The organism is Sphaerisporangium siamense (assembly GCF_014205275.1).
GTDB classification, from domain to species: Bacteria; Actinomycetota; Actinomycetes; order Streptosporangiales; family Streptosporangiaceae; genus Sphaerisporangium; species Sphaerisporangium siamense.
In genome coordinates this window covers 1-24,422 of the sequence record NZ_JACHND010000001.1, presented here as the reverse complement: position 1 = coordinate 24,422, position 24,422 = coordinate 1, and the positions used below count along the sequence as shown (strand labels likewise).

General features: G+C 70.7%; 23 protein-coding genes and 1 tRNA gene. 18 read left to right on the top strand and 6 right to left on the bottom strand.

Annotated elements, in window-relative coordinates:
• Positions 1 to 10: 10 nt before the first annotated feature.
• Complete coding sequence (locus tag BJ982_RS00120; protein WP_184875351.1) at positions 11 to 982, top strand: NAD(P)-dependent alcohol dehydrogenase; 972 nt, start codon at positions 11 to 13, stop codon at positions 980 to 982.
• A gap of 66 nt (positions 983 to 1,048) precedes the next feature.
• Here the strand turns inward: BJ982_RS00120 and BJ982_RS00115 are convergent, their stop codons facing one another.
• The 3 genes from BJ982_RS00115 to BJ982_RS00105 all read right to left on the bottom strand — a co-directional run bounded on the left by BJ982_RS00115 (position 1,049) and on the right by BJ982_RS00105 (position 4,096).
• Positions 1,049 to 2,404: a sensor histidine kinase gene (locus BJ982_RS00115; protein ID WP_184888254.1), complete on the bottom strand. Its 1,356-nt coding sequence runs from the start codon at positions 2,402 to 2,404 to the stop codon at positions 1,049 to 1,051.
• Between the two features lie 64 nt (positions 2,405 to 2,468).
• Positions 2,469 to 3,182 (bottom strand): response regulator transcription factor, encoded by a 714-nt coding sequence (locus tag BJ982_RS00110; RefSeq protein WP_184875349.1) that lies wholly within the window; start codon positions 3,180 to 3,182, stop codon positions 2,469 to 2,471.
• A 182-nt stretch (positions 3,183 to 3,364) separates the two neighbouring features.
• Positions 3,365 to 4,096: a class I SAM-dependent methyltransferase gene (locus tag BJ982_RS00105; RefSeq protein ID WP_184875347.1), complete on the bottom strand. Its 732-nt coding sequence runs from the start codon at positions 4,094 to 4,096 to the stop codon at positions 3,365 to 3,367.
• 236 nt (positions 4,097 to 4,332) lie between these two features.
• Here BJ982_RS00105 and BJ982_RS00100 point away from each other — a divergent pair, with 236 nt between their 5' ends.
• Both BJ982_RS00100 and BJ982_RS00095 read left to right on the top strand, forming a co-directional pair.
• Positions 4,333 to 4,842, top strand: coding sequence for an RNA polymerase sigma factor (locus tag BJ982_RS00100; RefSeq protein WP_221482252.1), 510 nt, complete (start codon positions 4,333 to 4,335; stop codon positions 4,840 to 4,842).
• Positions 4,829 to 5,593 (top strand): hypothetical protein, encoded by a 765-nt coding sequence (locus BJ982_RS00095; protein WP_184875344.1) that lies wholly within the window; start codon positions 4,829 to 4,831, stop codon positions 5,591 to 5,593. Before BJ982_RS00100 ends, BJ982_RS00095 begins: the two co-directional genes overlap by 14 nt.
• Positions 5,594 to 5,628: 35 nt before the next feature.
• On the opposite strand, the gene BJ982_RS00090 is transcribed toward BJ982_RS00095, so the two are convergent.
• On the bottom strand, positions 5,629 to 6,285 hold the full coding sequence (locus BJ982_RS00090) for a hypothetical protein (RefSeq protein ID WP_184875342.1): 657 nt from the start codon (positions 6,283 to 6,285) through the stop codon (positions 5,629 to 5,631).
• 212 nt (positions 6,286 to 6,497) lie between these two features.
• Here BJ982_RS00090 and BJ982_RS00085 point away from each other — a divergent pair, with 212 nt between their 5' ends.
• Both BJ982_RS00085 and BJ982_RS00080 read left to right on the top strand, forming a co-directional pair.
• The gene (locus BJ982_RS00085) at positions 6,498 to 8,228 is read left to right on the top strand and encodes an RNA polymerase sigma factor (protein ID WP_184875340.1); all 1,731 of its coding nucleotides are present in this window, start codon (positions 6,498 to 6,500) and stop codon (positions 8,226 to 8,228) included.
• Positions 8,229 to 8,260: 32 nt separating this feature from the next.
• Positions 8,261 to 9,910, top strand: a complete 1,650-nt coding sequence (locus BJ982_RS00080; protein ID WP_184875337.1) for a hypothetical protein — start codon at positions 8,261 to 8,263, stop codon at positions 9,908 to 9,910.
• 101 nt (positions 9,911 to 10,011) lie between these two features.
• Here the strand turns inward: BJ982_RS00080 and BJ982_RS00075 are convergent, their stop codons facing one another.
• Complete coding sequence (locus BJ982_RS00075; RefSeq protein ID WP_184875335.1) at positions 10,012 to 11,025, bottom strand: adenosine deaminase; 1,014 nt, start codon at positions 11,023 to 11,025, stop codon at positions 10,012 to 10,014.
• A gap of 97 nt (positions 11,026 to 11,122) precedes the next feature.
• On the opposite strand from BJ982_RS00075, the gene BJ982_RS00070 reads away from it, so the two are divergent.
• Together BJ982_RS00070 and BJ982_RS00065 are read left to right on the top strand one after the other, a co-directional pair.
• Entirely contained in the window at positions 11,123 to 11,623 is a 501-nt protein-coding gene (locus BJ982_RS00070; protein ID WP_184875333.1) for a SigE family RNA polymerase sigma factor, read from the top strand.
• Positions 11,620 to 12,420 carry a hypothetical protein gene (locus BJ982_RS00065; protein ID WP_184875330.1) on the top strand — a complete coding sequence of 267 codons (801 nt, stop codon included), beginning with the start codon at positions 11,620 to 11,622 and terminating at the stop codon, positions 12,418 to 12,420. Before BJ982_RS00070 ends, BJ982_RS00065 begins: the two co-directional genes overlap by 4 nt.
• A gap of 91 nt (positions 12,421 to 12,511) precedes the next feature.
• Here the strand turns inward: BJ982_RS00065 and BJ982_RS00060 are convergent, their stop codons facing one another.
• Positions 12,512 to 13,717, bottom strand: coding sequence for a pyridoxal phosphate-dependent aminotransferase (locus BJ982_RS00060; RefSeq protein WP_184875328.1), 1,206 nt, complete (start codon positions 13,715 to 13,717; stop codon positions 12,512 to 12,514).
• A 210-nt stretch (positions 13,718 to 13,927) separates the two neighbouring features.
• On the opposite strand from BJ982_RS00060, the gene BJ982_RS00055 reads away from it, so the two are divergent.
• From BJ982_RS00055 to rpoB, 11 genes are all read left to right on the top strand, one after another.
• Positions 13,928 to 14,000: transfer RNA gene (locus BJ982_RS00055), tRNA-Trp, on the top strand.
• Positions 14,001 to 14,075: 75 nt separating this feature from the next.
• Positions 14,076 to 14,327 (top strand): preprotein translocase subunit SecE, encoded by a 252-nt coding sequence (gene secE / locus BJ982_RS00050; protein WP_184875325.1) that lies wholly within the window; start codon positions 14,076 to 14,078, stop codon positions 14,325 to 14,327.
• An 83-nt stretch (positions 14,328 to 14,410) separates the two neighbouring features.
• Positions 14,411 to 15,184 (top strand): transcription termination/antitermination protein NusG, encoded by a 774-nt coding sequence (gene nusG / locus BJ982_RS00045; protein ID WP_184875323.1) that lies wholly within the window; start codon positions 14,411 to 14,413, stop codon positions 15,182 to 15,184.
• A gap of 180 nt (positions 15,185 to 15,364) precedes the next feature.
• Entirely contained in the window at positions 15,365 to 15,796 is a 432-nt protein-coding gene (gene rplK, locus BJ982_RS00040; protein ID WP_184875321.1) for a 50S ribosomal protein L11, read from the top strand.
• A 100-nt stretch (positions 15,797 to 15,896) separates the two neighbouring features.
• Positions 15,897 to 16,616 carry a 50S ribosomal protein L1 gene (rplA, locus tag BJ982_RS00035; RefSeq protein ID WP_184875319.1) on the top strand — a complete coding sequence of 240 codons (720 nt, stop codon included), beginning with the start codon at positions 15,897 to 15,899 and terminating at the stop codon, positions 16,614 to 16,616.
• Positions 16,617 to 16,875: 259 nt separating this feature from the next.
• Entirely contained in the window at positions 16,876 to 17,763 is an 888-nt protein-coding gene (locus BJ982_RS00030) for an SCO4651 family lipoprotein (RefSeq protein ID WP_184875317.1), read from the top strand.
• 323 nt (positions 17,764 to 18,086) lie between these two features.
• Positions 18,087 to 18,626: a 50S ribosomal protein L10 gene (gene rplJ / locus BJ982_RS00025; protein WP_184875308.1), complete on the top strand. Its 540-nt coding sequence runs from the start codon at positions 18,087 to 18,089 to the stop codon at positions 18,624 to 18,626.
• Positions 18,627 to 18,733: 107 nt separating this feature from the next.
• The gene (gene rplL, locus BJ982_RS00020) at positions 18,734 to 19,126 is read left to right on the top strand and encodes a 50S ribosomal protein L7/L12 (RefSeq protein ID WP_184875306.1); all 393 of its coding nucleotides are present in this window, start codon (positions 18,734 to 18,736) and stop codon (positions 19,124 to 19,126) included.
• 226 nt (positions 19,127 to 19,352) lie between these two features.
• Positions 19,353 to 19,970, top strand: a complete 618-nt coding sequence (locus tag BJ982_RS00015; protein WP_184875304.1) for an Rv1363c family protein — start codon at positions 19,353 to 19,355, stop codon at positions 19,968 to 19,970.
• Positions 19,940 to 20,536 carry an Rv1363c family protein gene (locus tag BJ982_RS00010; RefSeq protein WP_311772213.1) on the top strand — a complete coding sequence of 199 codons (597 nt, stop codon included), beginning with the start codon at positions 19,940 to 19,942 and terminating at the stop codon, positions 20,534 to 20,536. The genes BJ982_RS00015 and BJ982_RS00010 overlap by 31 nt, the downstream gene beginning before the upstream one ends.
• 457 nt (positions 20,537 to 20,993) lie before the next feature.
• The coding region (gene rpoB, locus BJ982_RS00005; protein WP_184875302.1) for a DNA-directed RNA polymerase subunit beta at positions 20,994 to 24,422 on the top strand (3,429 nt) is incomplete at its 3' end.

Genomic DNA, 24,422 nt, shown 5'->3' with positions numbered 1-24,422 from the left:
GAGAGACGCCATGAAGGCGATCGTGCAGGAGAGATACGGCTCGTTCGACGCCCTCGCGTTACGGGACATCCCGCGGCCGGTGGCCGGGGACGGCGAGGTGCTCGTCCGGGTCCACGCGGCGGGCGTCGACCAGGGGGTGTGGCACCTGATGACCGGCCTGCCGTACCCGGTCAGGCTCGCGGGCTTCGGGCTGCGCAGGCCGAAGCTCCCCGTCCGGGGCCGCGACATCGCCGGGGTCGTCGAGGAGGTCGGCCGGAACGTGACCCGGTTCGCCCCCGGAGACGAGGTGTTCGGCACCAGCGACGGGTCGTACGCCGAGTACGCCGCCGTCCGTGAGGACCGGCTCGCGCCCAAGCCGCCGAGCCTCACCCTGGAGCAGGCGGCGGCCGTCCCCGCGTCCGCCTGCACCGCGCTCAAGGCCGTCCGGGACGCCGGCCGGGTGCGGCCGGGGCAGCGGGTGCTGATCACCGGCGCCGGGGGAGGCGTCGGGACGTACGCGGTGCAGATCGCCAAGGCGTTCGGCGGCGAGGTCACCGGCGTGTGCGGTACCGGCAAGGCCGACCTGGTCCGCTCGCTCGGCGCGGAGGACGTCATCGACTACACCCGCGAGGACTTCGCCACCCGGGCGCGCGGGTTCGACGTCGCCATCGACATCGCGGGCGTCCGTTCGCTCCGGGTCATGCGCTCCGCCCTCGCGCCCCGGGGCACTCTCGTCCTCGCCGGCGGCGAAGGGAGAGGCCGCTGGCTCGGCGGCACCCATCGGCAGCTCGTCTCGCTGGTCCTGAACCCGTTCGTCGGCCACACCCTGCGCCCGCTGCTCTCGGCGGAGCCGTTGGAGGACCTGCTGGCCCTGACCGACCTCATCGAGTCCGGCGCGCTCAGGCCCGTCATCGACCGCGCCTACCCGCTGGACCAGGCCCCCGAGGCCCTGCGCCACCTGCGCGAAGGCCGCGCCCGCGGCAAGTTCGTCATCACCGTCTGACCGCGCGCCACCGGCGCTGGAACGTTCCTGAACCGTGGCCGGACGGCGGGGGAGCGGCCGCGCGGGTCAGCGGGCCGCGAGGTCGGGGACCTCGACGCGGACCACGGTTCCCTGCCCGGGCAGGGAACGCAGGGTCGCCTGGCCGCCGTGCGCGCTCGCGATGGCCTGGACGATCGCCAGGCCGAGGCCGCTGCCGTCGCTGTCGTCGGAGGAGGCGTGGTGGAACCGGTCGAAGGCGCGCGCCGCGTTCTCCGGGGACATGCCCGGGCCGTCGTCGCTCACCTCCAGCACCACCGGCGCTTCCAGCCGCACGGTCGCCCCGGTCCCGGGCGGGGTGTGCGCGCGGACGTTGGCCAGCAGGTTGACCAGCACCTGGCGGATCCGCGCCTCGTCCACCACCGCGACCAGTCTGTCCGGCGCCGCGACCCGCACCGGATGGTCGGGGTTCAGCGCGGCGAAGTCGTCGGCGACCTCCATCGCCACCGCGGTCAGATCGACGGGCGCGACGCTGAGGGGCGAGCCCTTGTCCAGCCGGGCCAGCTCCAGCAGCTCGGAGACCAGCCGGGTCATGCGGCCCGCCTCGTCCTCGATGCGGCGCATCACCTGCGGCACCTCCTCGTCGGGGATCGCGCCCTGCCGGTACAGCTCGGCGTACCCGGAGATCGTGGTGAGCGGGTTGCGCAGCTCGTGGGAGGCGTCGGCGGCGAAGCGGCGGACGCGTTCCTCCGACGCCCAGCGGGCGGCGAAGGCGTCCTGGATGCGGGTCAGCATGACGTTGATCGTGGAACCGAGGTGCCCGGCCTCGGACCTGCCCTCGGGCATGCGGGCCGACAGGTCGCCTCCCTCGGCGACCAGTTTGGCGGTCGTCGCCATGCGCGACAGCGGCGCGAGGCCCTTGCCGATCAGCGACCTGCCGAGCAGCGCGAGCAGGATCATGAGAACGGCCCCGGTGACCAGTTCGGTGACGACGAGCTGGCGTATCGAGTCGGACACCTCGTCGAGCGGCACCGCGAAGACGATCACGCGCTGGCCGCTCGGCATGTGGGCCGCCGCCGCGCGCAGCCGCTCGCTGAGCGCGAACGGCCGGCCGGCGTCGGCGAGCGCCGTCACCTTCGCCGCGCCGAGGCCCTCCAGGACGGCGGGCAGCCCGGCCGCCTCGGCGTCGTCGCCGGACAGCAGCCGGCCGCGGTTGGTGGTGGTGTTCAGCACGGCGATCGCGTACGTGGGGCTGGCGTTGACCAGGGCGATGCCCGTCGCCTTGCCGAGCCGGGCGGCCGACGCCCGCGCGGCGGCGGCCAGCGCCGCGTCCGTGCGGTCGATCATGTGACTGCGCAGCACCAGGACGCTGACCACCGACAGGACGGCCAGGCCCACCAGCGTCACCGAGAGCAGTCCGGCGAGGAGGCGTCCTCTGAGCGTCATCACGATGCCATCGTGCCTGGTCTCCGGACGAAAGGCGCCTTCGCCGGAGTATTCGGGCGCGGCATCACGCGTCCTGCGCGGGGCGCAGCGCGTACCCCACGCCGCGCTGGGTGTGGATGAGCGGCGGGCCGAGCGGGTCCAGCTTGCGGCGCAGGTAGGAGATGTAGGTCTCCACGACCTGCGACTGCGTGCCGAAGCCCCACACGTGCTCCAGCAACTGCGCCTTGGTGAGCACCTGGCCGGGGTGGCGCATCAGGAAGGCCAGCAGGCGGAACTCGGTGGGGGACAGCTCGACCGGGGCGCCGCCGCGCCTGACCTCCCAGCGGGCCTCGTCCAGTTCGAGGTCGGCCACGGTCAGCACCTCCTGGTCCGGCGCGCCGGTGTCCTCCGACGCGCGACGGCCCCTCCGGAGCACCGCCCGCGCCCGCGCCACCAGCGCCTCCACGGAGAACGGCTTGGTGACGTAGTCGTCGCCGCCGAGCGTGAGCCCGTGCACGGTGTCGGCCGAGGTGTCGCGGGCGGTCAGGAAGATGACGGGGACGTCGTCGCCGTGGGCGCGCAGCCGGCGGCACAGCTCGAACCCGTCCAGGTCGGGCAGCATGACGTCCAGCACGATGAGGTCGGGCGCCCCCGAGAGCGCCAGCTCCAGCGCCTCGTACCCCCGCGAGGCGCTGACCACCTCGAAGCCGTGGAAGCGCAGGGCGACGCCCACCAGGTCACGGATGTTGCGCTCGTCGTCGACGACGAGGACGCGCGGCTTGTTCTGCTGGTCGCTCATGCCTGCTCACTTCGCACCGTTCTGCCGGACTCCAGTATCCGGGCTCGTCGCCCAGGCCAAGGTCAGGCCGTCGCGCTGCCGGGCGGGGACGAGCACCGTGGAGACGAGTCTCATGGCGGCAGCTCAGCCCACGCCGCTAGGAGAAGCAGGAGGAAACCCTGTGATATCGCCGAGAGCCGGCGTCAGTGCGGGACGCGGGCCACGCAGAAGACGGTCTGGCCGAAGGGCGGGCGGATGAAGCGCTCGATGAAGCGGGTGGTCGGCACCACCGTGCGGTCGTAGATCTTGACCAGGCGCGGGTCGGGGTAGCCGACGCCGCCGCGGCGGACGGCCGCCCACCAGGCGATGCCGCCGAGGAAGTTGATCGGCTTGAGCACCGCGGGCTTCAGCCCGGCCGCCCTGACCGTGCGGCCCAGGGTGGCGGGGGTGTAGCGGGTGACGTGGCCGACCTTGCGGTCGAAGTCGCCGTAGAGCTGCATGTAACCGGGCACCCAGATGATGATGCGCCCGCCCGGCGCGGTCACCTTGGCCAGGGAGCGCAGGGCCTCGACGTCCTCCTCGATGTGTTCGAGGACGTTCATCATGACGACCGTGTCGACCGGCTCGGCGAGCGGGATCTCGGTGGGCAGGCCGAACCGCAGGACCTGGATGTCGTCGCGGCCCTCGAACCGCTTGGCGAGCTGCTCGACGCAGTAGGGGTCGAAGTCGCTCACCACCAGGCGGTCGAGGCGCGGCAGGAACTGCTCGGCGAAGTGGCCGAGACCCGAGCCGATCTCGAGCATCGACCTGCCGACGTGCGGGGCGACCATGTCGTACTCGTACCGCCGGTAGTTCTTGGCCTCGTCGCCGCCGAGGTGGTTCTCCAGAGCCTCGTCGCCGGCCGCCGGTTGCACCACGCGGTCATACCCAGACATGCGTCCCGCCCAGCCTCGTTCACTCGAAGACCGCGGCCCCGGTCGGGTGCCACGGTCACGGATGGCCTCCGAGTCTACCGGCCCGCCCGCGCGAGAAGTCCGAGTTCCCCCGTAGCGGCACGGGAAACGGGTCATGCTGATCCTTTGCGAACGGCGGCCGGGCGAACTACCTTTCTGCCGCGAAGGCGCACTCCGAGGAGCTCCCGACGGACGACGACGAGGCGATAACCCGGTCCTTGGCCGGGGACCTCGCCGCCTATGAGGTGCTGGTCACGCGCTACAGTGCGGTGGCCCACCGTACGGCCGCGCTGCTCGGCGCGGGTGACGAGGCCGAGGACGTGGTCCAGGAGGCCTTCGTCAGAGCATTTCGGTATTTGTCCGGCTTCCGGAGGGATGCCGCGTTCAAGCCGTGGCTGCTCAGGATCGTCGCCAACCTGACCCACGATCTCACCCGCTCGCGCGGACGCAGGAACGACCTGGTGCTCAAGATCGGCGTCGAGCCGGAGACCCGGGTGCCCGACGACCCCGAGGGGGTCGCCATCGCGGGCGACCGGCGCGCCCGGCTGCTGGAGGCCGTGCGGGCGCTGCCCGAGCGGGAACGGCAGGCGGTGGTCTGCAGGTATTTCCTGCAGTTGTCCGAGGCCGAGACCGCCGAGGTGCTCGGCTGGCCGCTCGGTTCGGTGAAGTCCCGCACGTTCCGGGGGCTCGCCAGGCTGCGGAAGGAGGTGGGCCATGAACTCTCCTGACGACGCCGGCGGCGCTGAGGAGATGGAGGCCGAGCTGCGCGCGCTCGGCGAGGCCCTCCGCGTTCCCGAGCCGCCGCCCGCCGACGTGGCGCGGGCCGTGCGGGCACGCCTGGAGGGGCCGGAGCGTGCCGGTTCGCTCAAACCGCGCCGGCCGGAGCGTCCGGGGCGGCGGCGGACGTGGCGATGGGGGGCCGCGGGCGTGGCGGCGGTCGTCGCCCTGCTCGTCGGGCTCACCCCGCAGGGGCAGGCCGCCGTGGGAGCCGTCCTGCGCTTCGCGGGCATCGAGGCGCACATCGGCGAGGAGCCGCCTCCGCCGCCCCGCGGGGTCCCGAGCCCGCTGCCCGGCGAGCGGAGGGTGACCCTCGACGAGGCCCGCCGCCTGGTGCGGTTGCCGTTCGCCGTCCCCGCCGCGCTCGGCGAGACGCGGGACGTGCGGGTGAGCGACGGGGGCCGCGTGGTGTCGCTGTTCTGGCCCGGCGTGCGGCTGGACGCCTACGACGGCGTCCTGACCCCCATGTGGCGCAAGGACCTCGGCGCGCCGTTCCCCGAGGAGGTCGTGGTGGGCACGGCCGAGGGCTGGTGGATCAGCGGGCCGCACCAGGTGACGTACCTGCCCGGCGACGGCTCGACCCGCACGCTGCCCCGCGCCGCCGCCCCCACGCTGATCTGGCGGCGCGGCGGGGTCGCCTACCGCCTCGAAGGCCCCGCGGAGCTCGACCGCGCCCGCCGCGTCGCCGAGTCGCTCCGCTGAGGCCGCGGGCCGTCACCTGCCGCCGTCGCGGGGCGTCATCCTCCCGGCGGGGGCGGGGGGACGCTCGGGCCCGTCTGCGGCGTGGTGCGCGTCGGGCGGGAGGTGGGGCGGGACGAGCTCGGGGGCGGCGGGGGAGCGGTGGGCCCGGTGGTGGGCACGGGCTTCCTCGTCCGCCGGTGCGTCGGCTTGGGGGTCGGCTTCGACGTCCGGCGCGGGGTGGCGCTCGTGCGGGGGACGGGCGGGCGCGAGGGCGCCGAGGAGGCGGGCGGGGGCGGCACCGCGGTACGGCGCGGGCGCGCGGCCGTGGTCTTCCCGGGGGCCTTGGGGGTGATCACCGGCGGGGGAGGCGGGGACTCGATGCCGAAGGAGGCCCCCGTGGGGGACGTCTGCGCGGCGCCCGAGCCGGCGCCCGGGAGGTCCGTCCGCACGGCGGCCGGGACGCCGGACCCGCCGGAGGACTCCGGCAGCGCGAACCAGATCCCGAGAGCCGCGGCGAGCAGCAGGATGAGGCCGATCACGATGCCGCCGCGCCGGTCGCCGCCGAGCCTGCGCCACAGGGAGGGCTCCTCCTCGCCCTCCAGGTCGAGCGAGGTTTCCCACGTACGCCATCGTTCGTCCGCCGGACGTCCGCCCGTTGAATCCTTGGCGTACGGGGGACGACGCCGCGGCGGATCCTCCCAGCTGTCTGACACGGTGCTCTCGTCTCCGGGGCGGGGTGGGCGTCGGCTTCTCTTGCACAATGCGGTGATTCGTCACTACATGTGCATTCATGGGGAGGTTAAGACGTCAAGACAGTCAACAGAGTATAGAAGTTTGTTATGTAACAAAAGTGATATCAGAAGCTGAGGCATCCTCCCGTATATTTCTGACTGCTTTGCCGGTACCAGATTTATCATTTGCAACCATGTCAGGAGAGCTGAGTCCCGTGCTGAGGAGGGATGATCCCGCCGCTCTGGAGCGGTTGTGCCGCGAGTACGGAGATCATCTCTACGACTACTGCCAATCCCTGCTGGACGACGACGACGCTCTTTCGGCGACGGTCGGAGCCCTGCACGGGGCCGTCGCCCACACCGACCGCCTGTACGACGCGACCCGCCTGCGCGCCTGGATGTACTCCCTGGCCCGGGCGGAGTGCCAGTCCCGGCTCGCCGGCGTGACCCACACCGGCTCCTACGCCCGCCAGGGGCGTGGCGGCTCGCCGGAACTGGGCGTCGAGGTGCTCGCCTGCCTGGAGTCGCGCGAACGCGAGATCCTCGACCTGACCCTGCGGCACGGCCTCAAGTCCGACGAGGTCGCCAGGGTTCTGGACATCTCGGTCGACGCCGTGGAGTCCGCGGCCCGCACGGGCCGGAAGAACGCCGAGCAGTGGCTGGCCGCCGTCGTGGACGCGCGCAGCGCCGACCCGCGCTGCTCGGTGCTGCCCGGCCTCGTGAAGTCGTGGGCCGCGTCGCCGACGCGGCTGCTGCGCGCCCACATCACCCGGCACATCCGCTCCTGCAAGGACTGCGGGGCCGCCAAGGCCGGGGTGACGATCACGGCACTGATGACGCGCATGCCCATCCTCGCCAGCCCGGCCCCCATGGAACGGCTCTTCTCCGGCGCCGACGCCTCCTTCACCGCCGCCGAGACCCGCACCGAGAGCTGGCACCCCGACGGCTTCCCCGTGCAGCCCGACGCCCTGGAGGACCCGCCCCCTCCCGAGGCCCCGCTCACCGTCGAAGAGGGGTTCACGCCCGAGAAGAAGGCGGAGGCCGCCGCGTCCCAGCCCGAGTTCTGGGAGCCCGACCCCGACGCCGACGACCCCGAGAGCCGCATCCGCTGGGGACGCGTCGCGCTCGTCACCCTCGCCTCGGTCGTCTCCGCGGGCGCGATCTGGTCGCTGATCTTCGCGCCCAGCGGCACCGCGCCGGTCGACGTGGAGGCGGCGGGCGGCACGATCGTCGTCTCGCCGGGCGAATCGCTGCCGGCACTCGTGGACTCCCCTCCTCCGCCGCCCGTGGCCACCGGGGGCACGCCGGTGGGCTCCGCCGCGCCGACCGGCACCGGCGGCGTCCGGCAGCCCGGCGTGACGCTGCCGACGTCCTCGGCGCCCATGGCCTCGCCGCCGTCGAGCAGCTCCCGCCCCTCCGCGAGCCCGTCGGCCAAGCCCCGGCGCACGGACCCGCCGTCGGCGGACGGCCCGAACGGCCCGCCGCCCCCGCCGAAACAGACCTCACGGCCCACCTCGGCCCCCAAGCAGTCCTCCCAGCCGCAGGCCAAGCAGTCCTCCCAGCCGCCCCCTCCGCCGCCTCCGCCCCCGCCACCGCCCCCTCCGCAGTTCGCCGCCTCCACCGGCTCGGTGGACGTGGGCACCACCCGCCAGGGTTCGGTCTCCGTGCGGTCGCAGCGCGGCTCGATCAACTGGACGGCCGCGGGGACGATGGTCAACGTCTCGCCGGGCAGCGGACGTGTCGCCGACGGCGAGAGCACGACGATCCAGTTCTCCGTCAACTCGGGAACGGGCGAGGAGAACTGCGGAAAGCCGCTCAGCACGTCGCTGTCCATCTCCTGGACCGGTGACAACAAGGGCACCGCGGGCTCCGGAAGCGTCGGCGTGACGATCACCTACGTGAAGCCCTGCCCCGTCCCCCGCTAGGAACCCCCGCCAAGAACGAGGAGAGACCGCGTATGCCCCGGCTTCGCAAACGCGAATGGATCATCGCGCTCGTCGCGGTGCTTCTCACGCTGACCATAGGCATCCCCACCGGCATGGCCCTCGCCGCGCCGTCCACGCCCGAGGGCGTGAACAACCAGTGCGACGAGATCCTCGGCACCGGCACCCCCGAGTACATGTACTGCTCCTGGATGGCCGAGACCCCGCGGGACGCGCTCGACGTCGTCCGCTTCTGGACCCAGGACGGGAACAAGAAGCTGGAGGAGGCGGTCCCCTTCCCCGGCCCGGTGCTGTTCTGCAAGGACAAGAACAACAAGGGTCCCGGCATGCAGGACTGCGCCGACAAGGACCAGGTCCTGTGCAAGTACGACCAGAGCGTCGGCAAGTACGTCTGCAAGGACACCGACGGCAACCCCACCAACCCTCCGTCCAAGGCGTGTCTCGGCGGCGAGTACGACTGCACGCGCGGTGAGGGCAGCACGACCTCCGACAAGCAGAACGGCACGCCCGGCCCGTCGTCGAGCCCGCAAGCGGGCAACGACGTGAACGGCGCCCCCGTCGAGGAGAACCAGGCGCCCGTCGTCGAGAACTCCACCGGCCCCGACGAGGGACAGCCGCTGTCGACGGACGAGACCCAGAACCAGACCGAGAACCAGACCAACGCCCTGCCCGAGAACGAGACGTCCGCCGAGCCGTCCGCGCCCGCCGACCCCGAGCCGACCGGCCAGGCCGACCCGCGCCCCGACGCCTCCACCGCGCCGCGCACCACGACCACGGACAAGCAGACCCTCACGCCGCCGAACGACGCCACCGGCAAGGCCGCCGCCGCGGCCGTCAAGCTCGGCATGCGCGTGTGGGTCGAGAGCGAGCTGGCCCCGGCGTGGACGGCGGGCAAGGAGCAGTTCGACGCCGCCGTCGCCTCGCTGGCCGCGCAGGCGAGCAGGCCCGGCGTCGTGGGCGTCAAGTTCGCCCAGGACCTCGGCTACTGGGGCTTCAAGTCCGCCGACGACATCCGCAAGTTCGTCAAGGAGTCCTCGACGGCCCTGCGCGCCGCGATGCCGGCGGGCAAGCAGCTCGCCGTGGACGTGGTGGTCCCCGAGCTCGGCTGCGGCGCCTCCGAGCCGTGCCAGGCGGCGCTGCGCACCAAGTACCCGCTGATCACCCGCGCCAACGTCGAGAAGTACGTGCTCACCGGCGACGTGGACCACGTCAACCTCTCCAGCGGCCTGTTCGCCAGCGAGTACTCCAAGTGGAAGGTCACACCGGACAAGGCGCTGCGCAACCAGTGGATCGCCGTGCGGGCCCGCGGCTGGGACACCCGCGTGCACATCGGCGCCCGCGAGGTCGGCCTGGCCCACAGCGGCCCGACCAACCTCACCGCCGCCCAGGCCGAGGCCGCGGCCAAGCTGCGCGTCGACCTGCCCCTGCAGGCGGGCGTGCAGACCGTCATGCTGTGGACCCACCGGCAGGACTGGGACGGCGCGGTGTGGCGCATCCTCGACGAGGGGCTCAAGGACAACACCCTCTGGAAGGCCCTGAAGGCCCGTAAGGGGCTCGGCAGGATGGCGGTGACCTTCGACGCCGGCGACCCCGAGCGCGGCGTCACGCAGGACCTCACCAAGCTCGCGGAGGTCTTCGACACCATCTACATCCACGCGCAGTGAGGCGGCCGCCCGGCCCCTGAGAGGCCGGGCGGGCACGGCCCGGCGGAGCACTCCGCCGGGCCTTCGCCTTCTTCCGGGCCGGCCGGTCCGCCGGGACGGGATCAGCGGGTGAGCCAGGCGTCGATCGCCGCCAGCAGTTCCTTCTTGTAGGAGTCGGGCGCGGCCGAGAAGCGGATCGACTGCCGGGCCAGCTCGGCCACCTCGGCGTCGCGGAAGCCGTACACCTGGCGCGCCAGCTCGTACTGCGGCAGCAGCCGCGCGCCGAACAGCAACGGGTCGTCCGCGCCGAGCGCGATCGGCACCCCGGCGTCGAACAGGCGCTTGACCGGGACGTCCGCCGTGCCCTTGGCGACGCCGAGCCCCACGTTCGAGGTAGGGCACACCTCGCAGGTGATCTGCCGGTCGGCCAGCCGGTCCATGAGCCTCGGGGATTCGGCGGCCCGGATCCCGTGTCCGATGCGGTCGGCCTCCAGATCGTCCACGCACTCGGAGACGCTCGCCGGCCCGGACAGCTCGCCGCCGTGCGGGACGGCCAGCAGCCCGGCGCGCCTGGCGATGCGGAAGGCCCCGTCGAAGTCACGGGCACGGCCGCGCCGCTCGTCGTTGGACAGCCCGAACCCCACCACGCCCCTGTCGGCGTACTGGCCGGCCAGCCGGGCCAGGGTCTTGGCGTCCAGAGGATGGCGGGTGCGGTTGGCCGCGACGATCAGGCCGATGCCCACGCCGGTCTCCCGCGCGGCCTTCTCGGTGGCGTCGAGGACCAGCTCCAGCGTCGCGGTGAGCCCGCCGAACCGCTGGGCGTACCCCGAAGGGTCCACCTGGATCTCCAGCCAGCGCGACCCCTCGGCCGCCTCGTCCTGCGCGGCCTCGCGCAGCAGGCGGTAGACGTCCTCGTCGCGGCGCAGCACCGAGCGCGCGATGTCGTACAGGCGCTGGAAGCGGAACCAGCCGCGCTCGTCCGTCGCCCGCAACCTCGGCGGCCAGTCCTGCACGAGGGCGTCCGGCAGGTGCACCCCGTGCTCGCGCGCGAGGTCCAGAAGCGTCGAGTGGCGCATCGAGCCGGTGAAGTGCAGGTGGAGATGGGCCTTGGGGAGCTGGTCGAGCGGGCGTGCCATCTCCATATCCTGCCGTACGCGCGGCACGTCCCGGCGCCACTCCCGGCACTCAACCTCCGAGGGCCCCGGCGCGTTGGGAGGGCGAAAGGGGACTCGAATGACGGAAGAAGACGAAGCGGCCTTCGACGAGTTCCTGGCCGCCCGGAGCACCGCGCTCCTGCGCACGGCCATCCTCGTCTGCGGCGCGTCGGCCCACGACGCCGAGGACCTCGCCCAGGGCGCCCTGGAGAAGGTCTACCGGCACTGGCCGCGCATCCGCCACGACAACCCCGAGGCGTACGCCAGGAAGATCGTCGTCAACGCGGCGATCTCCCGGTCGCGGCGCCGGAGGGTGATCCAGGAGATCACGTTCGCACGGCCGCCCGACACCCCCGCCCCCGAGTCCGACCCCGACCTGCGGGGCGTGCTCATCGAGGAGCTCCGGCGCCTGCCCGCGCGGATGCGGGCGGTCGTCGTCCTCCGCTACTGGGAGGACATGTCGGAGGCCGAGACCGCCGCGATGCTCGGCTGCTCGGCGGGAACGGTGAAGAGCCAGGCGGCCCGGGGGCTGGCCCGGATACGGGAGCGCATGGGCGTACTGAAGGGAACATCGGTATGAACGTCGAAGAGGCCCTCAAGGAGGCCATGTCCGCCCATGTCGCGGACGTGCGCGCCCCGGCGATGATGGGGCGGGAGGTGCGCAGGCGGAGCCGCGCGCACACGGTGCGGTTCCGCGTCGCGGGGGCCGCGGCACTGACCGTGGTCGCGGCGGCGGCGTTCCCCGCCTACGCGGCGCTGACCTCGGGAGACGCCGCGCACCCGGCGACCGGAGGCCCGCCCGCCGGGCAGGTGACGCCCTCGGATGATCCGTCGGAGAGCGGCCAGGACCTGGTGGAGGTGGCCACGCCCCCGCCGGCCGAGGAGTCGCCCGCGCCGGACGAGGTGAAGCTGCCGCAGGATCTCGGAGATCTCGGCGACGGGCGCGCGTTCGGCGGAATCCGGGTGGGCTATCTTCCGGACGGACTTATATGGGGTAAATGGTCAGGGAAAAATGGATTCGGGACGACCAGTTACACGACCACGTACGTCAGCCCGGAACAGGCGCCCGGCGAATACAGCGTGCAGATCGTCGTCTTCGAGAAAGGCGCCGCGAAGCGGATGAAAACGCTGCTCGCCGAGTACCGGAGGGACGAGCGGTCCGAGAAGGTGTCGGTGCGGGGCGCCGACGGCGTGATCGCCAGCCTCGGCGAAGGGTCGGAGGTGACCGACGCGGGCACGCCGACGATCCTGTGGACGCTCGGCTCCGGAACGGCGGTCGAGGTCATGATGAGCCCGCCCATGGCCGAGCGCCTCGGCCCCGAGCGCACCCGGCACGAGCTGCGGGCGATCGCCGGCGGCGTCCGCGCCACGCGCTGACCACCGCGACACGCCGAAGGCCCCGGACCGGCGTGGTCCGGGGCCTTCGGCTCGCGTGCCGCGTGGCGGCCGGTGCGCCTCTAGTGCGCCTCTAGTGGGCCTCGGACAGCAGCTTGCCGAGGCGGCTGACGCCCTCGACGAGGTCGTCGTCGCCCAGCGCGTAGGACAGGCGGAAGTAGCCCGGCGTGCCGAACGCCTCGCCCGGCACCACGGCGACCTCGGCCTCCTCCAGCACCAGCTCGGCCAGCTCGGCCGACGTCCGCGGCCGGCCGCCCCGGATCTCCTTGCCGAGAAGCTCCTTGACCGAGGCGTAGGCGTAGAACGCGCCGAAGGGCTCGGGGCACACGACGCCCGGGATGTCGTTCAGCATGCGCACGATGGTCTGGCGCCGCCGGTCGAACGCCTCGCGCATGCGGGCCACCGCCGACAGGTCGCCCGACACGGCCGCGAGCGCGGCGGCCTGCGAGACGTTGGAGACGTTCGAGGTGGCGTGCGACTGCAGGTTCGTCGCGGCCTTCACGACGTCCTTCGGGCCGATCAGCCAGCCCACCCGCCAGCCGGTCATGGCGTAGGTCTTGGCGACGCCGTTGAGGACGACCACGCGGTCAGCGAGCTCGGGCACGGCCGCGGCGATGCTGGTGAATCGGACGCCCCCGTACACCAGGTGCTCGTAGATCTCGTCGGTGACCACCCACAGGCCGTGCTCGGCGGCCCAGCGGCCGATGGCCTCGACCTCCTCGGGGGAGTACACCGCGCCGGTCGGGTTGGACGGGGACACGAACAGCAGCACCTTGGTGCGCTCGGTGCGCGCCGCCTCCAACTGCTCCACCGAGGCCAGGTAGCCGGTCGACTCGTCGGTCACGACGTCCACCTGGACGCCGCCGGCGAGCTTGATGGCCTCCGGATAGGTCGTCCAGTACGGCGCGATGACGATGACCTCGTCGCCCGGGTCCAGCAGGGTTGCGAAGGCCTCGTAGACGGCCTGCTTGCCGCCGTTGGTGACCAGCACCTGGGCCGCCTCGACCGCCACGCCCGAGTCGCGCAGGGTCTTGTCGGCGATGGCCTGCTTGAGCTCGGGAAGCCCCCCGGCCGGCGTGTACTTGTGGAACCTCGGGGTGCGGCAGGCCTCGACGGCGGCCTCGACGATGTAGTCGGGCGTCGGGAAGTCCGGCTCGCCGGCGCCGAAGCCGATGACCGGCCGGCCGGCGGCCTTCATCGCCTTGGCCTTGGCGTCGACGGCGAGCGTGGCGGACTCGGAGATCGCGGAAATGCGCGCTGAGATGCGAGGACGGGTCATACCTCCATGGTTCCAGACGCCCGGGACCATCGTCGCCGCATATTCCCGCCCCCGCCGCGACGTGGGACGACGCGCGTGACGCGCGCGCGCCGGCGGATCGCCGCGGCCTGCTTGCCGCGTTGGTTCGACGTGAGGCCCATTCACCCGTACACTTCTGCAACTAGTGAGCAACGCGCCCCCGACTGCTCGGGGTAAGGTGGTTCACGGCAGAGGGCACTAGCGCAATTGGTAGCGCACCGGTCTCCAAAACCGGCGGTTGGGGGTTCGAGTCCCTCGTGCCCTGCGAAGTGCGGTCCGCGCACCGATGGCGTGTAAGCCGCCGCAAAGTTGCGTAGGAACGACGGATCAGGTGAGGACTGTGGCGATCGACACACGTGGCGAGGCCGCGGACAGGCCGAGCAAGCCGACCGGCCGCCCCGCTAAGAAGCGCACTTCGCCGGCACTCTTCTATCGGCAGATCGTCGCCGAGCTTCGTAAGGTCATCTGGCCGACGCGCAAGGATCTCATCTCCTACACCACAATTGTCCTCGTCTTTGTTCTGATCATGGTCGGGATCGTGGCGGGTGTGGACGCCTTGCTCACGAAGGGTGTGCTGGCGGTCTTCGGCTGATCCTGCCGTCGCTACGCGACAACCCGCCCTGAGTTCTGGGGCGGCCGAAGATCGCAACATCGTCGAGAGAAGAAAGAGCCACCGTGTCCGAGTCCCCGCTGTCGGCCGGCGCTTCCCACGAAGAGTGGGAGGGAAAGCCGGAAGAGGCGATCGAGATCACCGAGGAGTCCGGCGAGGCCGGCGCTCCCGGTGACGCCGTGGAGGAGCAGGGTGACGCCGTCGCCGCCTCCGCAGGCGCCGCCGACGAAGACGGCGATCTCGTTCCCGACGTCGACCCCGTCGAAGAGTTCAAGCGCGCGATGCGCGGCCTGCCCGGCGAGTGGTACGTCATCCACTCCTACGCGGGCTACGAGAACCGCGTGAAGTCCAATATCGAGACCCGCACCCAGTCCCTCAACATGGAGGACTACATCTTCCAGGTCGAGGTCCCGGTGCACACCGTCACCGAGATCAAGGGTGGCAAGCGCACCCCGGTCAAAGAGCGCGTCCTGCCCGGGTACGTCCTGGTGCGCATGGACCTGACCGACGAGTCCTGGTCCGCGGTGCGCAACACGCCCGGCGTCACGGGCTTCGTGGGCCTGTCCAACCGCCCGAGCCCGCTGAACCTGGACGAGGTCGCCAAGCTGCTCGCGCCCGAGCCGACCGAGCAGGCCAAGACCACCACCGCCAAGGCCGCCGCCGCGACCGTCGACTTCGAGGTCGGCGAGTCCGTCACGGTCATGGACGGCCCGTTCGCCACGCTCCCCGCCACCGTCAGTGAGATCAGCGCCGAGTCCCAGAAGCTCAAGGTGCTCGTGTCGATCTTCGGCCGTGAGACCCCGGTGGAGCTGTCGTTCAACCAGGTCTCCAAGATCTGACCCACGGTCGGGTCTCGGTGATCTGACGGCGCGCATACACTGATAACTCGTCCCCGCGGCCGGCGTACCGCCGCCCGCGGGGTGAAATCCCGAGGAAGCAGGCCCCTTGGTGGCCCGCGCGTGCCCTCGGGGCCCCCGCGTCCCGCGGGGTCAGGCAGCAGTCAAGGACCCGGAGTAGAAATGCCTCCAAAGAAGAAGATCGCGGCCCTGGTCAAGGTCCAGCTCCCCGCCGGCCAGGCCACGCCCGCGCCGCCGGTCGGTACGGCGCTCGGCCCCCACGGCGTCAACATCATGGACTTCGTGAAGCAGTACAACGCCGCGACCGAAGCCCAGCGGGGGAACATCATCCCCGTCGAGATCACCATCTTCGAAGACCGCAGCTTCACCTTCGTCACGAAGACGCCGCCGGCGCCTGAGCTGATCAAGAAGGCCGCGGGCGTCGACAAGGCCAGCGCCAACCCGCTTCGCGACAAGGTGGGCAAGCTCACCAAGGAGCAGCTGCGCCAGATCGCCGAGACGAAGATGCCCGACCTCAACGCCAACGACATCGCGGCGGCCGAGAAGATCATCGCCGGCACCGCCCGGTCGATGGGCATCACCATCGCGGACTGACCGCGGCCCCGAGCCGCCGAGCGCGGCACCGCGAACCAGCACATGACCGTGGGAGGGCCACGCGCTGGCCCACGACCACGAACTCCACAAGGAGAGGCACGTGAAGCGCAGCAAGACCTACCGCAACGCCGATCAGCAGGTCGACAGGGAGAACCTGTACAGCCCTGTCGACGCGGCCCGGCTGGCCAAGACCACTTCGGTCACCAAGTTCGACGCGACCGTCGAGGTCGCCCTGCGGCTGGGCGTCGACCCCCGCAAGGCCGACCAGATGGTCCGCGGCACCGTCAACCTCCCGCACGGCACCGGCAAGACCGCCCGGGTCCTGGTCTTCGCGACCGGTGACCGTGCCGAGGAGGCCCGCGCCGCGGGCGCCGACATCGTCGGGGCCGACGAGCTGATCGACGAGATCTCCAAGGGCAACCGCCTGAACGAGTTCGACGCCGTCGTCGCCACCCCCGACCTCATGGGCAAGGTCGGCCGTCTCGGCCGCGTCCTCGGCCCGCGCGGCCTCATGCCGAACCCGAAGACCGGCACCGTCACGCCGGCCGTGGGCAAGGCCGTGAGCGACATCAAGGGCGGAAAGATCGAGTTCCGGGTCGACCGCCACGCCAACCTGCACTTCATCATCGGCAAGGTGTCGTTCCCCGAGCGCCAGCTCCTGGAGAACTACTCCGCCGCGCTCGACGAGATCATCCGTCTCAAGCCGTCCGCGGCGAAGGGGCGCTACCTCAAGAAGGTGACCTTCTCCACGTCCATGGGCCCGGGCATCCCGGTCGACCCGAACGTGACGCGGGGCATCACCGCCGAGCTCGACGCCTGACGACCGTCCGTCGTCCTCCCGGCGCGCCGCGTCGCGCCGGGAGCGGGCGTGAAGGGCCTCCACCCACGGGTGGGGGCCCTTTCCCGTTTCTGCACACTCTTTCTACATTTCCCTTTTTCGCTGGTCAGAGGGCCCATAGGAGGCGAATTCGCCGGGCGGGCCCGTGATTCATGCGATTGACGCGCCGCACGGGGTAGTGCACCCACGTAGGGTCGAAACACTTTCAGGGGATACGAAGGGACAGGTAGTGAAGCGGCGAATGACCCCCGTGATCGCGGCCGTGGGCTCGGCCATGCTCATCGCGGTATCAGCGTGCGGCCAGACGCCGCAGCGGCAGTCGGCCGACCTCGGCGCGGTCCAGCTCTCCGCCGCCGAGACGCTCCAGCAGAGCGCCAAGAGCGCCGAGAGCGTGAACTCCTACAGCGCCCAGCTCGTCGTGAACTTCACGGCTCCCAAGGAGGGCGCTGGGGGCGCAGGTGGGGCGGGCGTCGTCAAGGGTTCGGTGGTCTACCACCAGAAGCCTCAGATCGCCTCGGACGTCAAGCTCGACCAGATCAGCGTGGGCGGGCAGAACGTGCCCGGCGGCGTCCGCCTGATCCTCCTCGGCGACACGGCGTACCTGAAGATGGACATGCTCAGCAAGGTCATGGGCGGCACCAAGCCGTGGATCAAGGTCGACCTGACCAAGGCCGGTCAGCAGGGCGGCGTCGACGTCGACCAGTTGCTGCGGCAGGCCCAGCAGGTCGACCTGCAGACCAGCGTCAAGATGCTGACCACATCCAAGGACGTCACCACGGCCGGCACCGAGACCGTCGGCGGGGTTGAGACGACCCACTACAAGGGCACGTTCGTCGTCGCCGACGCGATCAAGCAGCTCGCGCCCGAGCTGCGGCAGAATTTGGAGGGCCAGCTCTCCAACGTCCAGGACATGAAGTTCGACGCCTGGATCGACGCGCAGAACCTGCCGCGCAAGGTCGAGATGAACGGCGCCCAGAACGAGGGGAGCTTCAAGCTGACCTCGACGTTCGGCGACTTCAACAGTGCGGCCGAGGTCACGCCGCCGCCGGCCGCCGAGGTGGGGGAGCTGCCGAGCAACTTCGGCAACGTCCCGGCCGGTGACGGTGACACCACCGGTGGCGGTAGCTGACGCGAGACCGCGCCGGCGCGCTCCGCGGGACGGTTCCGCGGAGCGCGCCGTTCTGCCTGGGGCGCGATTTGGCGCCAGGAGGCAGGAGGACGTAAAGTGTCCAGTGCCGAAGACCGCCGGTCGTCGCCGAGCCTGTCATGGTTCGGTGGCCCAAGGATCCACGACGTGGACGGCCAGCGCAGGTGTGATACGAGTTTCCATATGGCGTCCCGCGTGGCCTCCCCACGCGCGTCCGTGTGCGAGCCCCGTGCGCCTGCGCCGGGGCCTTTCTGTTTTTCCGACTCCTTGAGCACTTCGCCGGCGGCACATCTGGAAGGAGGCCCATGGCGAGGGCGGAAAAGGCGACCGCGGTCGCCGAGCTCAAGGATCGTTTCGAGAGCTCGAACGCCGCTGTCCTGACCGAGTACCGCGGTCTCACCGTCGCGCAGCTCAAGCAGCTGCGCGTCTCACTCGGTGAGCACGCGAAGTTCGCCGTGGCGAAGAACACGCTGTCCAAGATCGCGGCCAACCAGGCCGGGGTCGACTCCCTGGACGATCTGTTCCAGGGGCCCACCGCGATCGCGTTCGTCAGCGGCGACGTGGTCGAGGCCGCCAAGGGGCTGCGTGAGTTCGCCAAGGCCAATCCCCTCCTGATCATCAAGGGCGGCGTCGTCGACGGCAAGTCGATGACCCCGGCCCAGATCAACACGCTTGCCGACCTGGAGCCGCGCGAGGTCCTGCTCGCGAAGCTGGCCGGCGCGCTGAAGGCGAAGCAGTCGCAGGCCGCCGCCACCCTCAACGCGCTGCCCACTCAGATGGCCCGCCTCGCCGAGGCCCTGCGCGCCAAGCGCGAGGAGTCCGGCACGGCGGACGCCGCCGAGTGAGCGCGGAGCAAGCGGAGTAAGCACGGCGCGAGAGCGTCACGGCAGGGGATTCAGCCGCGTACCGCGGACCTGTTCCAAGTTTTTGCAATTCATACGGAGGAACCACCATGGCGAAGCTCAGCACCGACGAGCTGCTCGACGCGTTCAAGGAGATGACCCTTCTTGAGCTCGCGGACTTCGTGAAGCTCTTCGAGGAGACCTTCGACGTCAAGGCCGCCGCGCCGGTCGCGGTCGCCGCCGCCCCCGGTGGCGGTGGCGCCGCCGCCCCCGCCGAGGAGGCCGAGGAGCAGGACGAGTTCGACGTCATCCTCGACGCGGCCGGCGACAAGAAGATCCAGGTCATCAAGGAGGTCCGCGCCCTCACGAGCCTCGGGCTCAAGGAGGCCAAGGACCTCGTGGACGGCGCTCCCAAGCCGGTCCTGGAGAAGGTCAACAAGGAAGCCGCCGAGAAGGCCAAGGCCGCCCTGGAGGGCGCCGGCGCCACCGTCACCGTCAAGTGACCTCGCGCGACTGATCCGCACGTCGAGAAGGGGCGGTCCCACCCAGGTGCCGGGTGGGCCGCCCCTTCCGTGTGCCCGGGGTCCTCGCGCGTGTCAACGGTTCTTATGAGAGTCATCGCCGGACATGTCGCCGTGGGGCGGTGGTCCGGATCGCCTCTCGGCGCCGCCGCTCCGGCGCGGCTGTGAGAAAACGGTGATCGCCGCCGGGGCGGCGCGATACCGGGTTATGATCCGGCGACCGGCCGCCCGGGGGCCGCGGCGCGTCCCGGTCGTCGTGGTCGTCGTGGCGCCTCCGGAGGCGGTCACCGGGCGATGGGAGGAACAGGTGGCGCTGCACGCGGCTCGCTCCCCCCGAAGGACACGGCTGCTGGTTCTGACGGCGCTGGCCGTCCTCATCGCCGGCCTCGGCGTCGCCTGGGTGCGCGTCGGCGCCGACCTGGACGCCGCCCGCGCCGCCGCGCGGGACCGTTCGGCCGCGGTGCAGGCCGCGGAGCGCTACGCCCTGACGCTCATGGCCGTCGACCACCGCACCCTGGACCGCGACGTGCGGCGGGTGCTCGACTCCTCCGTCGGCCAGGCCAGGAGCGACTACGCCAGGGACGTCGAGCGGCTCAAGGCCGCGACGCTGCGGAACAAGGCCGTCCAGACCGGCGTGGTGCGCGCCGCCGGCCTGGTGTCGATCGACGCCCGCGGGACCAGCGCCCGGGTGCTGGTGGTGGCCGACTCGGTGATCCGCTGGGAGGGCGTCAAGACGGCGCCGCAGGAGCGCTTCTACCGCTGGAACATGGAGGTCACCAAGACCCGTGGAGCGTGGTGGGTGTCGAAGCTGGAGCAGGTGACGTGACCGGCGAAGGGCTCTCCGCGGCCCTGGAGCGGCCCGAGCGCCGTCGTGGGGCGTCCCTCGGCTATTTGCTCGCGACGGGCGTCGCGGCGGTCGTGGTGGCCGTTCTGGCCGTTCTGGTGGTGGTGGGTCATCTGCGCCTCCGCGACCTCCGCGTGAGCGAGGCCGCCTCCGCCGAGGCGCTGGCGGCGGCACGCGCCTACGCGCCGGACATGCTGTCGTACGACTACCGCACGATCGACGCCGACCTCGCCCGGGCGCGGGGGTACGCCACCGGCACGCTGGCCGAGAACTACCGCGAACTCGCGCGGACGCTCGCGCCCACCGTCAAACGTCAGCAGACCGTGCAACAGGCGGTGGTGGCCGCGGCCGCCGTGGAGTCGGCCACACCGGACCGGGTGCAGGTGTTGCTGTTCGTCAACATGGGAACGACCAAGGTGGTGCCGGGCGAGAGCCGACCCCAGCGGCAGGTCCTCCAGAGCCGTGCCCGGTTCGTGCTGGTCAGAGGCGAGGACCACTGGTTGGTGGCTGAGTTGTCGACCTTGATCGGAAACGCCCCGGCAAACTGAGTCATGTCCGGCGGGCCGCACCGGTCCGGGCGTGGCACGTTATTCAATTGTTAGTAAAGCTTGGGTTTGAGGATCGCGAACCGGGGCAGGTATTACGGCACGACAGCGTCGATGGCGGGTAAGCCTTCGACCCTCGGAGTGACAGAGCGTTAGCCGATCCGCCGCGTGGGTATCGTCTGGATCCGGCTCGGGCTCTGGCTCCCTGAGGGAAGAAAACCCAGCGTGACGGCCATCGGTTCGCGCGAACCGGGCCTCTCGGGCTTGACGTTTCGGCGCTGACGGGCGATGCTGCGTCCAACGTGGAGCGCAGAGCGAGACGGGAGTGGACAGGTGTATGCCTATCGGCTACACTGCCCCTTTGCGCTGCCCTTTGACGACCCGTCTCTCTAGGTAACTTCTGAGTCCCGGTCGTCTGGCGTGCGTGTAGTCAGTCCGCGAGCCCTCGGAAGGACATCTGTTGGCAGCCTCGCGCAACGCCTTCGCCGTACCCGCCGGTCCCCGCCGCGTTTCTTTCGCGCGCATTCAGGAGCCGCTGGAAGTTCCCGATCTTCTCGCTCTGCAGACCGAGTCGTTCGACTGGTTGCTGGGCAATGAGAAATGGCGGTCGCGGGTGGAGGCGGCTCGCCAGGCCGGGCGCAAGGACGTTCCGGCCCAGTCCGGTCTCGAAGAGATCTTCGAGGAGATCAGTCCGATTGAGGACTTCTCCGGGACGATGTCCTTGTCGTTCCGTGATCACCGGTTCGAGCCGCCCAAGTACTCGGTCGATGAGTGCAAAGACAAGGACATGACCTTCTCCGCCCCGATGTTCGTCACGGCGGAGTTCATCAATAACACCACCGGCGAGATCAAGAGCCAGACGGTGTTCATGGGCGACTTCCCGCTCATGACCTCCAAGGGCACCTTCATCATCAACGGCACCGAGCGTGTCGTCGTCTCCCAGCTGGTGCGGTCCCCGGGCGTCTACTTCGACCGGTCGGTCGACAAGACCTCCGACAAGGACCTGTACAGCTGCAAGGTGATCCCCTCGCGCGGTGCGTGGCTGGAATTCGAGATCGACAAGCGCGACAGCGTCGGCGTCCGCATCGACCGTAAGCGCAAGCAGGCCGTGACGGTGCTGTTGAAGGCGCTGGGCTGGACCAGCGAGCAGATCCTTGAGCGGTTCGGTCAGTACGAGTCGATGCGGGCGACGCTGGAGAAGGATCACACCTCCGGTCAGGACGACGCGCTGCTGGACATCTACCGCAAGCTGCGTCCGGGCGAGCCGCCGACCAAGGAGTCGGCGCAGACGCTGCTGGAGAACCTGTACTTCAACCCCAAGCGGTACGACCTGGCCAAGGTCGGCCGGTACAAGATCAACAAGAAGCTCGGCGTCGACGCCGAGATCACTCAGGGCACGCTCACCGAGGACGACATCGTCGCCACGATCGAGTACATCGTCCGGCTGCACGCCGGCGAGGTCGAGATGCCCGGGGCGAACGGCCAGATCGTCGTCGAGACCGACGACATCGACCACTTCGGCAACCGCCGCCTGCGTACCGTCGGCGAGCTGATCCAGAACCAGGTGCGTCTGGGGCTGGCCCGCATGGAGCGGGTCGTGCGCGAGCGCATGACCACCCAGGACGTCGAGGCCATCACACCGCAGACCCTGATCAACATCCGCCCCGTGGTGGCGTCGATCAAGGAGTTCTTCGGCACCTCCCAGCTCTCGCAGTTCATGGACCAGACCAACCCGCTGGCCGGACTGACCCACAAGCGGCGTCTGTCCGCGCTGGGCCCGGGCGGTCTGTCCCGTGAGCGTGCCGGGTTCGAGGTCCGCGACGTGCACCCGTCCCACTACGGCCGCATGTGCCCGATCGAGACGCCGGAAGGCCCGAACATCGGCCTCATCGGCTCGCTGTCGTCCTACGGCCGCGTCAACTCCTTCGGCTTCGTCGAGACGCCGTACCGCAAGGTCGTGGACGGCCGGGTGACCGACGAGATCGACTACCTGACCGCCGACGAGGAGGACAGGCACGTCATCGCGCAGGCCAACACGCCGCTGCGCTCCGACGGCACCTTCGCCGAGGACCGCGTCCTCGTCCGCCGTAAGGGCGGAGAGCTGGAGTTCATCCGGCCGAACGAGGTCGACTACATGGACGTCTCCGCGCGCCAGATGGTGTCCGTGGCGACCGCCATGATCCCGTTCCTGGAGCACGACGACGCCAACCGCGCCCTCATGGGCTCCAACATGCAGCGCCAGTCGGTGCCGCTCCTCAAGAGCGAGGCCCCGCTGGTCGGCACCGGTATGGAGTACCGCGCCGCGACCGACGCCGGCGACGTCATCACCGCCGAGAAGGCGGGCGTGGTGGAGGAGGTCTCGGCCGACTACATCACCGTCATGAACGACGACGGCACCCGCACGACTTACCGTGTCGCGAAGTTCAAGCGTTCCAACCAGGGCACCTGCTTCAACCAGAAGCCGATCGTCCGCGAGGGCGACCGCGTCGAGGTGAACCAGGTCGTCGCCGACGGTCCCTGCACCGACGACGGTGAGATGGCGTTGGGCAAGAACCTTCTGGTGGCGTTCATGCCGTGGGAGGGGCACAACTACGAGGACGCGATCATCCTGTCGCAGCGTCTGGTGCAGGACGATGTGCTGTCCTCGATCCACATCGAGGAGCACGAGGTCGACGCGCGGGACACCAAGCTGGGTCCTGAGGAGATCACCCGTGACATCCCCAACGTGTCGGAGGAGGTGCTGGCCGATCTCGACGAGCGGGGCATCATCCGTATCGGGGCCGAGGTGGTGCCGGGGGACATTCTGGTGGGCAAGGTCACGCCGAAGGGTGAGACGGAGCTGACGCCGGAGGAGCGGCTGCTGCGGGCGATCTTCGGGGAGAAGGCGCGTGAGGTGCGTGACACCTCGCTGAAGGTGCCGCACGGGGAGATGGGCAAGGTCATCGGGGTCCGGGTGTTCTCCCGGGAGGACGGCGACGAGCTGCCGCCGGGGGTCAACGAGCTGGTGCGCGTGTACGTGGCGCAGAAGCGGAAGATCACCGATGGGGACAAGCTGGCGGGCCGGCACGGCAACAAGGGCGTGATCTCCAAGATCCTTCCGGTGGAGGACATGCCGTTCCTGGAGGACGGCACGCCGGTGGACATCATCCTCAACCCGCTGGGCGTGCCCGGCCGGATGAACGTCGGCCAGGTGCTGGAGACCCACCTGGGGTGGATCGCCGCCCGCGGCTGGGACATCACCGGCATCCAGGAGGCCTGGGCCGAGCGGCTGCGCGACAAGGGCTTCGGCCAGGTCGAGCCGCGCACCAACGTGGCCACCCCCGTCTTCGACGGCGCCCACGAGGAAGAGCTCACGGGCCTTCTGGAGAACACGCTGGTCAACCGGGACGGCGAGCGCATGGTCGGCGTCAACGGCAAGGCCCGCCTGTTCGACGGCCGCTCCGGCGAGCCCTTCCCGCACCCGATCTCCGTCGGTTACATCTACATCCTCAAGCTGCTGCACCTGGTCGACGACAAGATCCACGCGCGGTCGACCGGTCCGTACTCCATGATCACTCAGCAGCCGCTGGGCGGTAAGGCCCAGTTCGGCGGCCAGCGTTTCGGTGAGATGGAGGTGTGGGCGCTGGAGGCCTACGGCGCCGCCTACGCCCTGCAGGAGCTGCTGACCATCAAGTCCGACGACGTCCTCGGCCGGGTGAAGGTCTACGAGGCGATCGTCAAGGGCGAGAACATCCCCGAGCCGGGTATCCCTGAGTCCTTCAAGGTGCTCATCAAGGAGATGCAGTCGCTGTGCCTCAACGTCGAGGTGCTCTCCAGCGACGGCATGTCCATCGAGATGCGCGACACCGACGAGGACGTCTTCCGCGCCGCGGAGGAGCTCGGCATCGAC

Bases quoted from the DNA above. Each gene is read 5' to 3' on its own strand.
- BJ982_RS00060 (WP_184875328.1), bottom strand. From the start codon at position 13,717: ATGACCCGTCCTCGCATCTCAGCGCGCATTTCCGCGATCTCCGAGTCC.
- BJ982_RS00070 (WP_184875333.1), top strand. From the start codon at position 11,123: ATGACGGAAGAAGACGAAGCGGCCTTCGACGAGTTCCTGGCCGCCCGG.
- BJ982_RS00095 (WP_184875344.1), top strand. From the start codon at position 4,829: ATGAACTCTCCTGACGACGCCGGCGGCGCTGAGGAGATGGAGGCCGAG.
- BJ982_RS00120 (WP_184875351.1), top strand. From the start codon at position 11: ATGAAGGCGATCGTGCAGGAGAGATACGGCTCGTTCGACGCCCTCGCG.
- BJ982_RS00105 (WP_184875347.1), bottom strand. From the start codon at position 4,096: ATGTCTGGGTATGACCGCGTGGTGCAACCGGCGGCCGGCGACGAGGCT.
- rplJ (WP_184875308.1), top strand. From the start codon at position 18,087: ATGGCGAGGGCGGAAAAGGCGACCGCGGTCGCCGAGCTCAAGGATCGT.
- BJ982_RS00030 (WP_184875317.1), top strand. From the start codon at position 16,876: ATGACCCCCGTGATCGCGGCCGTGGGCTCGGCCATGCTCATCGCGGTA.
- rplL (WP_184875306.1), top strand. From the start codon at position 18,734: ATGGCGAAGCTCAGCACCGACGAGCTGCTCGACGCGTTCAAGGAGATG.
- BJ982_RS00085 (WP_184875340.1), top strand. From the start codon at position 6,498: ATGTCAGGAGAGCTGAGTCCCGTGCTGAGGAGGGATGATCCCGCCGCT.
- BJ982_RS00110 (WP_184875349.1), bottom strand. From the start codon at position 3,182: ATGAGCGACCAGCAGAACAAGCCGCGCGTCCTCGTCGTCGACGACGAG.
- BJ982_RS00065 (WP_184875330.1), top strand. From the start codon at position 11,620: ATGAACGTCGAAGAGGCCCTCAAGGAGGCCATGTCCGCCCATGTCGCG.
- BJ982_RS00080 (WP_184875337.1), top strand. From the start codon at position 8,261: ATGCCCCGGCTTCGCAAACGCGAATGGATCATCGCGCTCGTCGCGGTG.
- BJ982_RS00015 (WP_184875304.1), top strand. From the start codon at position 19,353: ATGATCCGGCGACCGGCCGCCCGGGGGCCGCGGCGCGTCCCGGTCGTC.
- rplK (WP_184875321.1), top strand. From the start codon at position 15,365: ATGCCTCCAAAGAAGAAGATCGCGGCCCTGGTCAAGGTCCAGCTCCCC.
- BJ982_RS00115 (WP_184888254.1), bottom strand. From the start codon at position 2,404: ATGACGCTCAGAGGACGCCTCCTCGCCGGACTGCTCTCGGTGACGCTG.
- BJ982_RS00075 (WP_184875335.1), bottom strand. From the start codon at position 11,025: ATGGCACGCCCGCTCGACCAGCTCCCCAAGGCCCATCTCCACCTGCAC.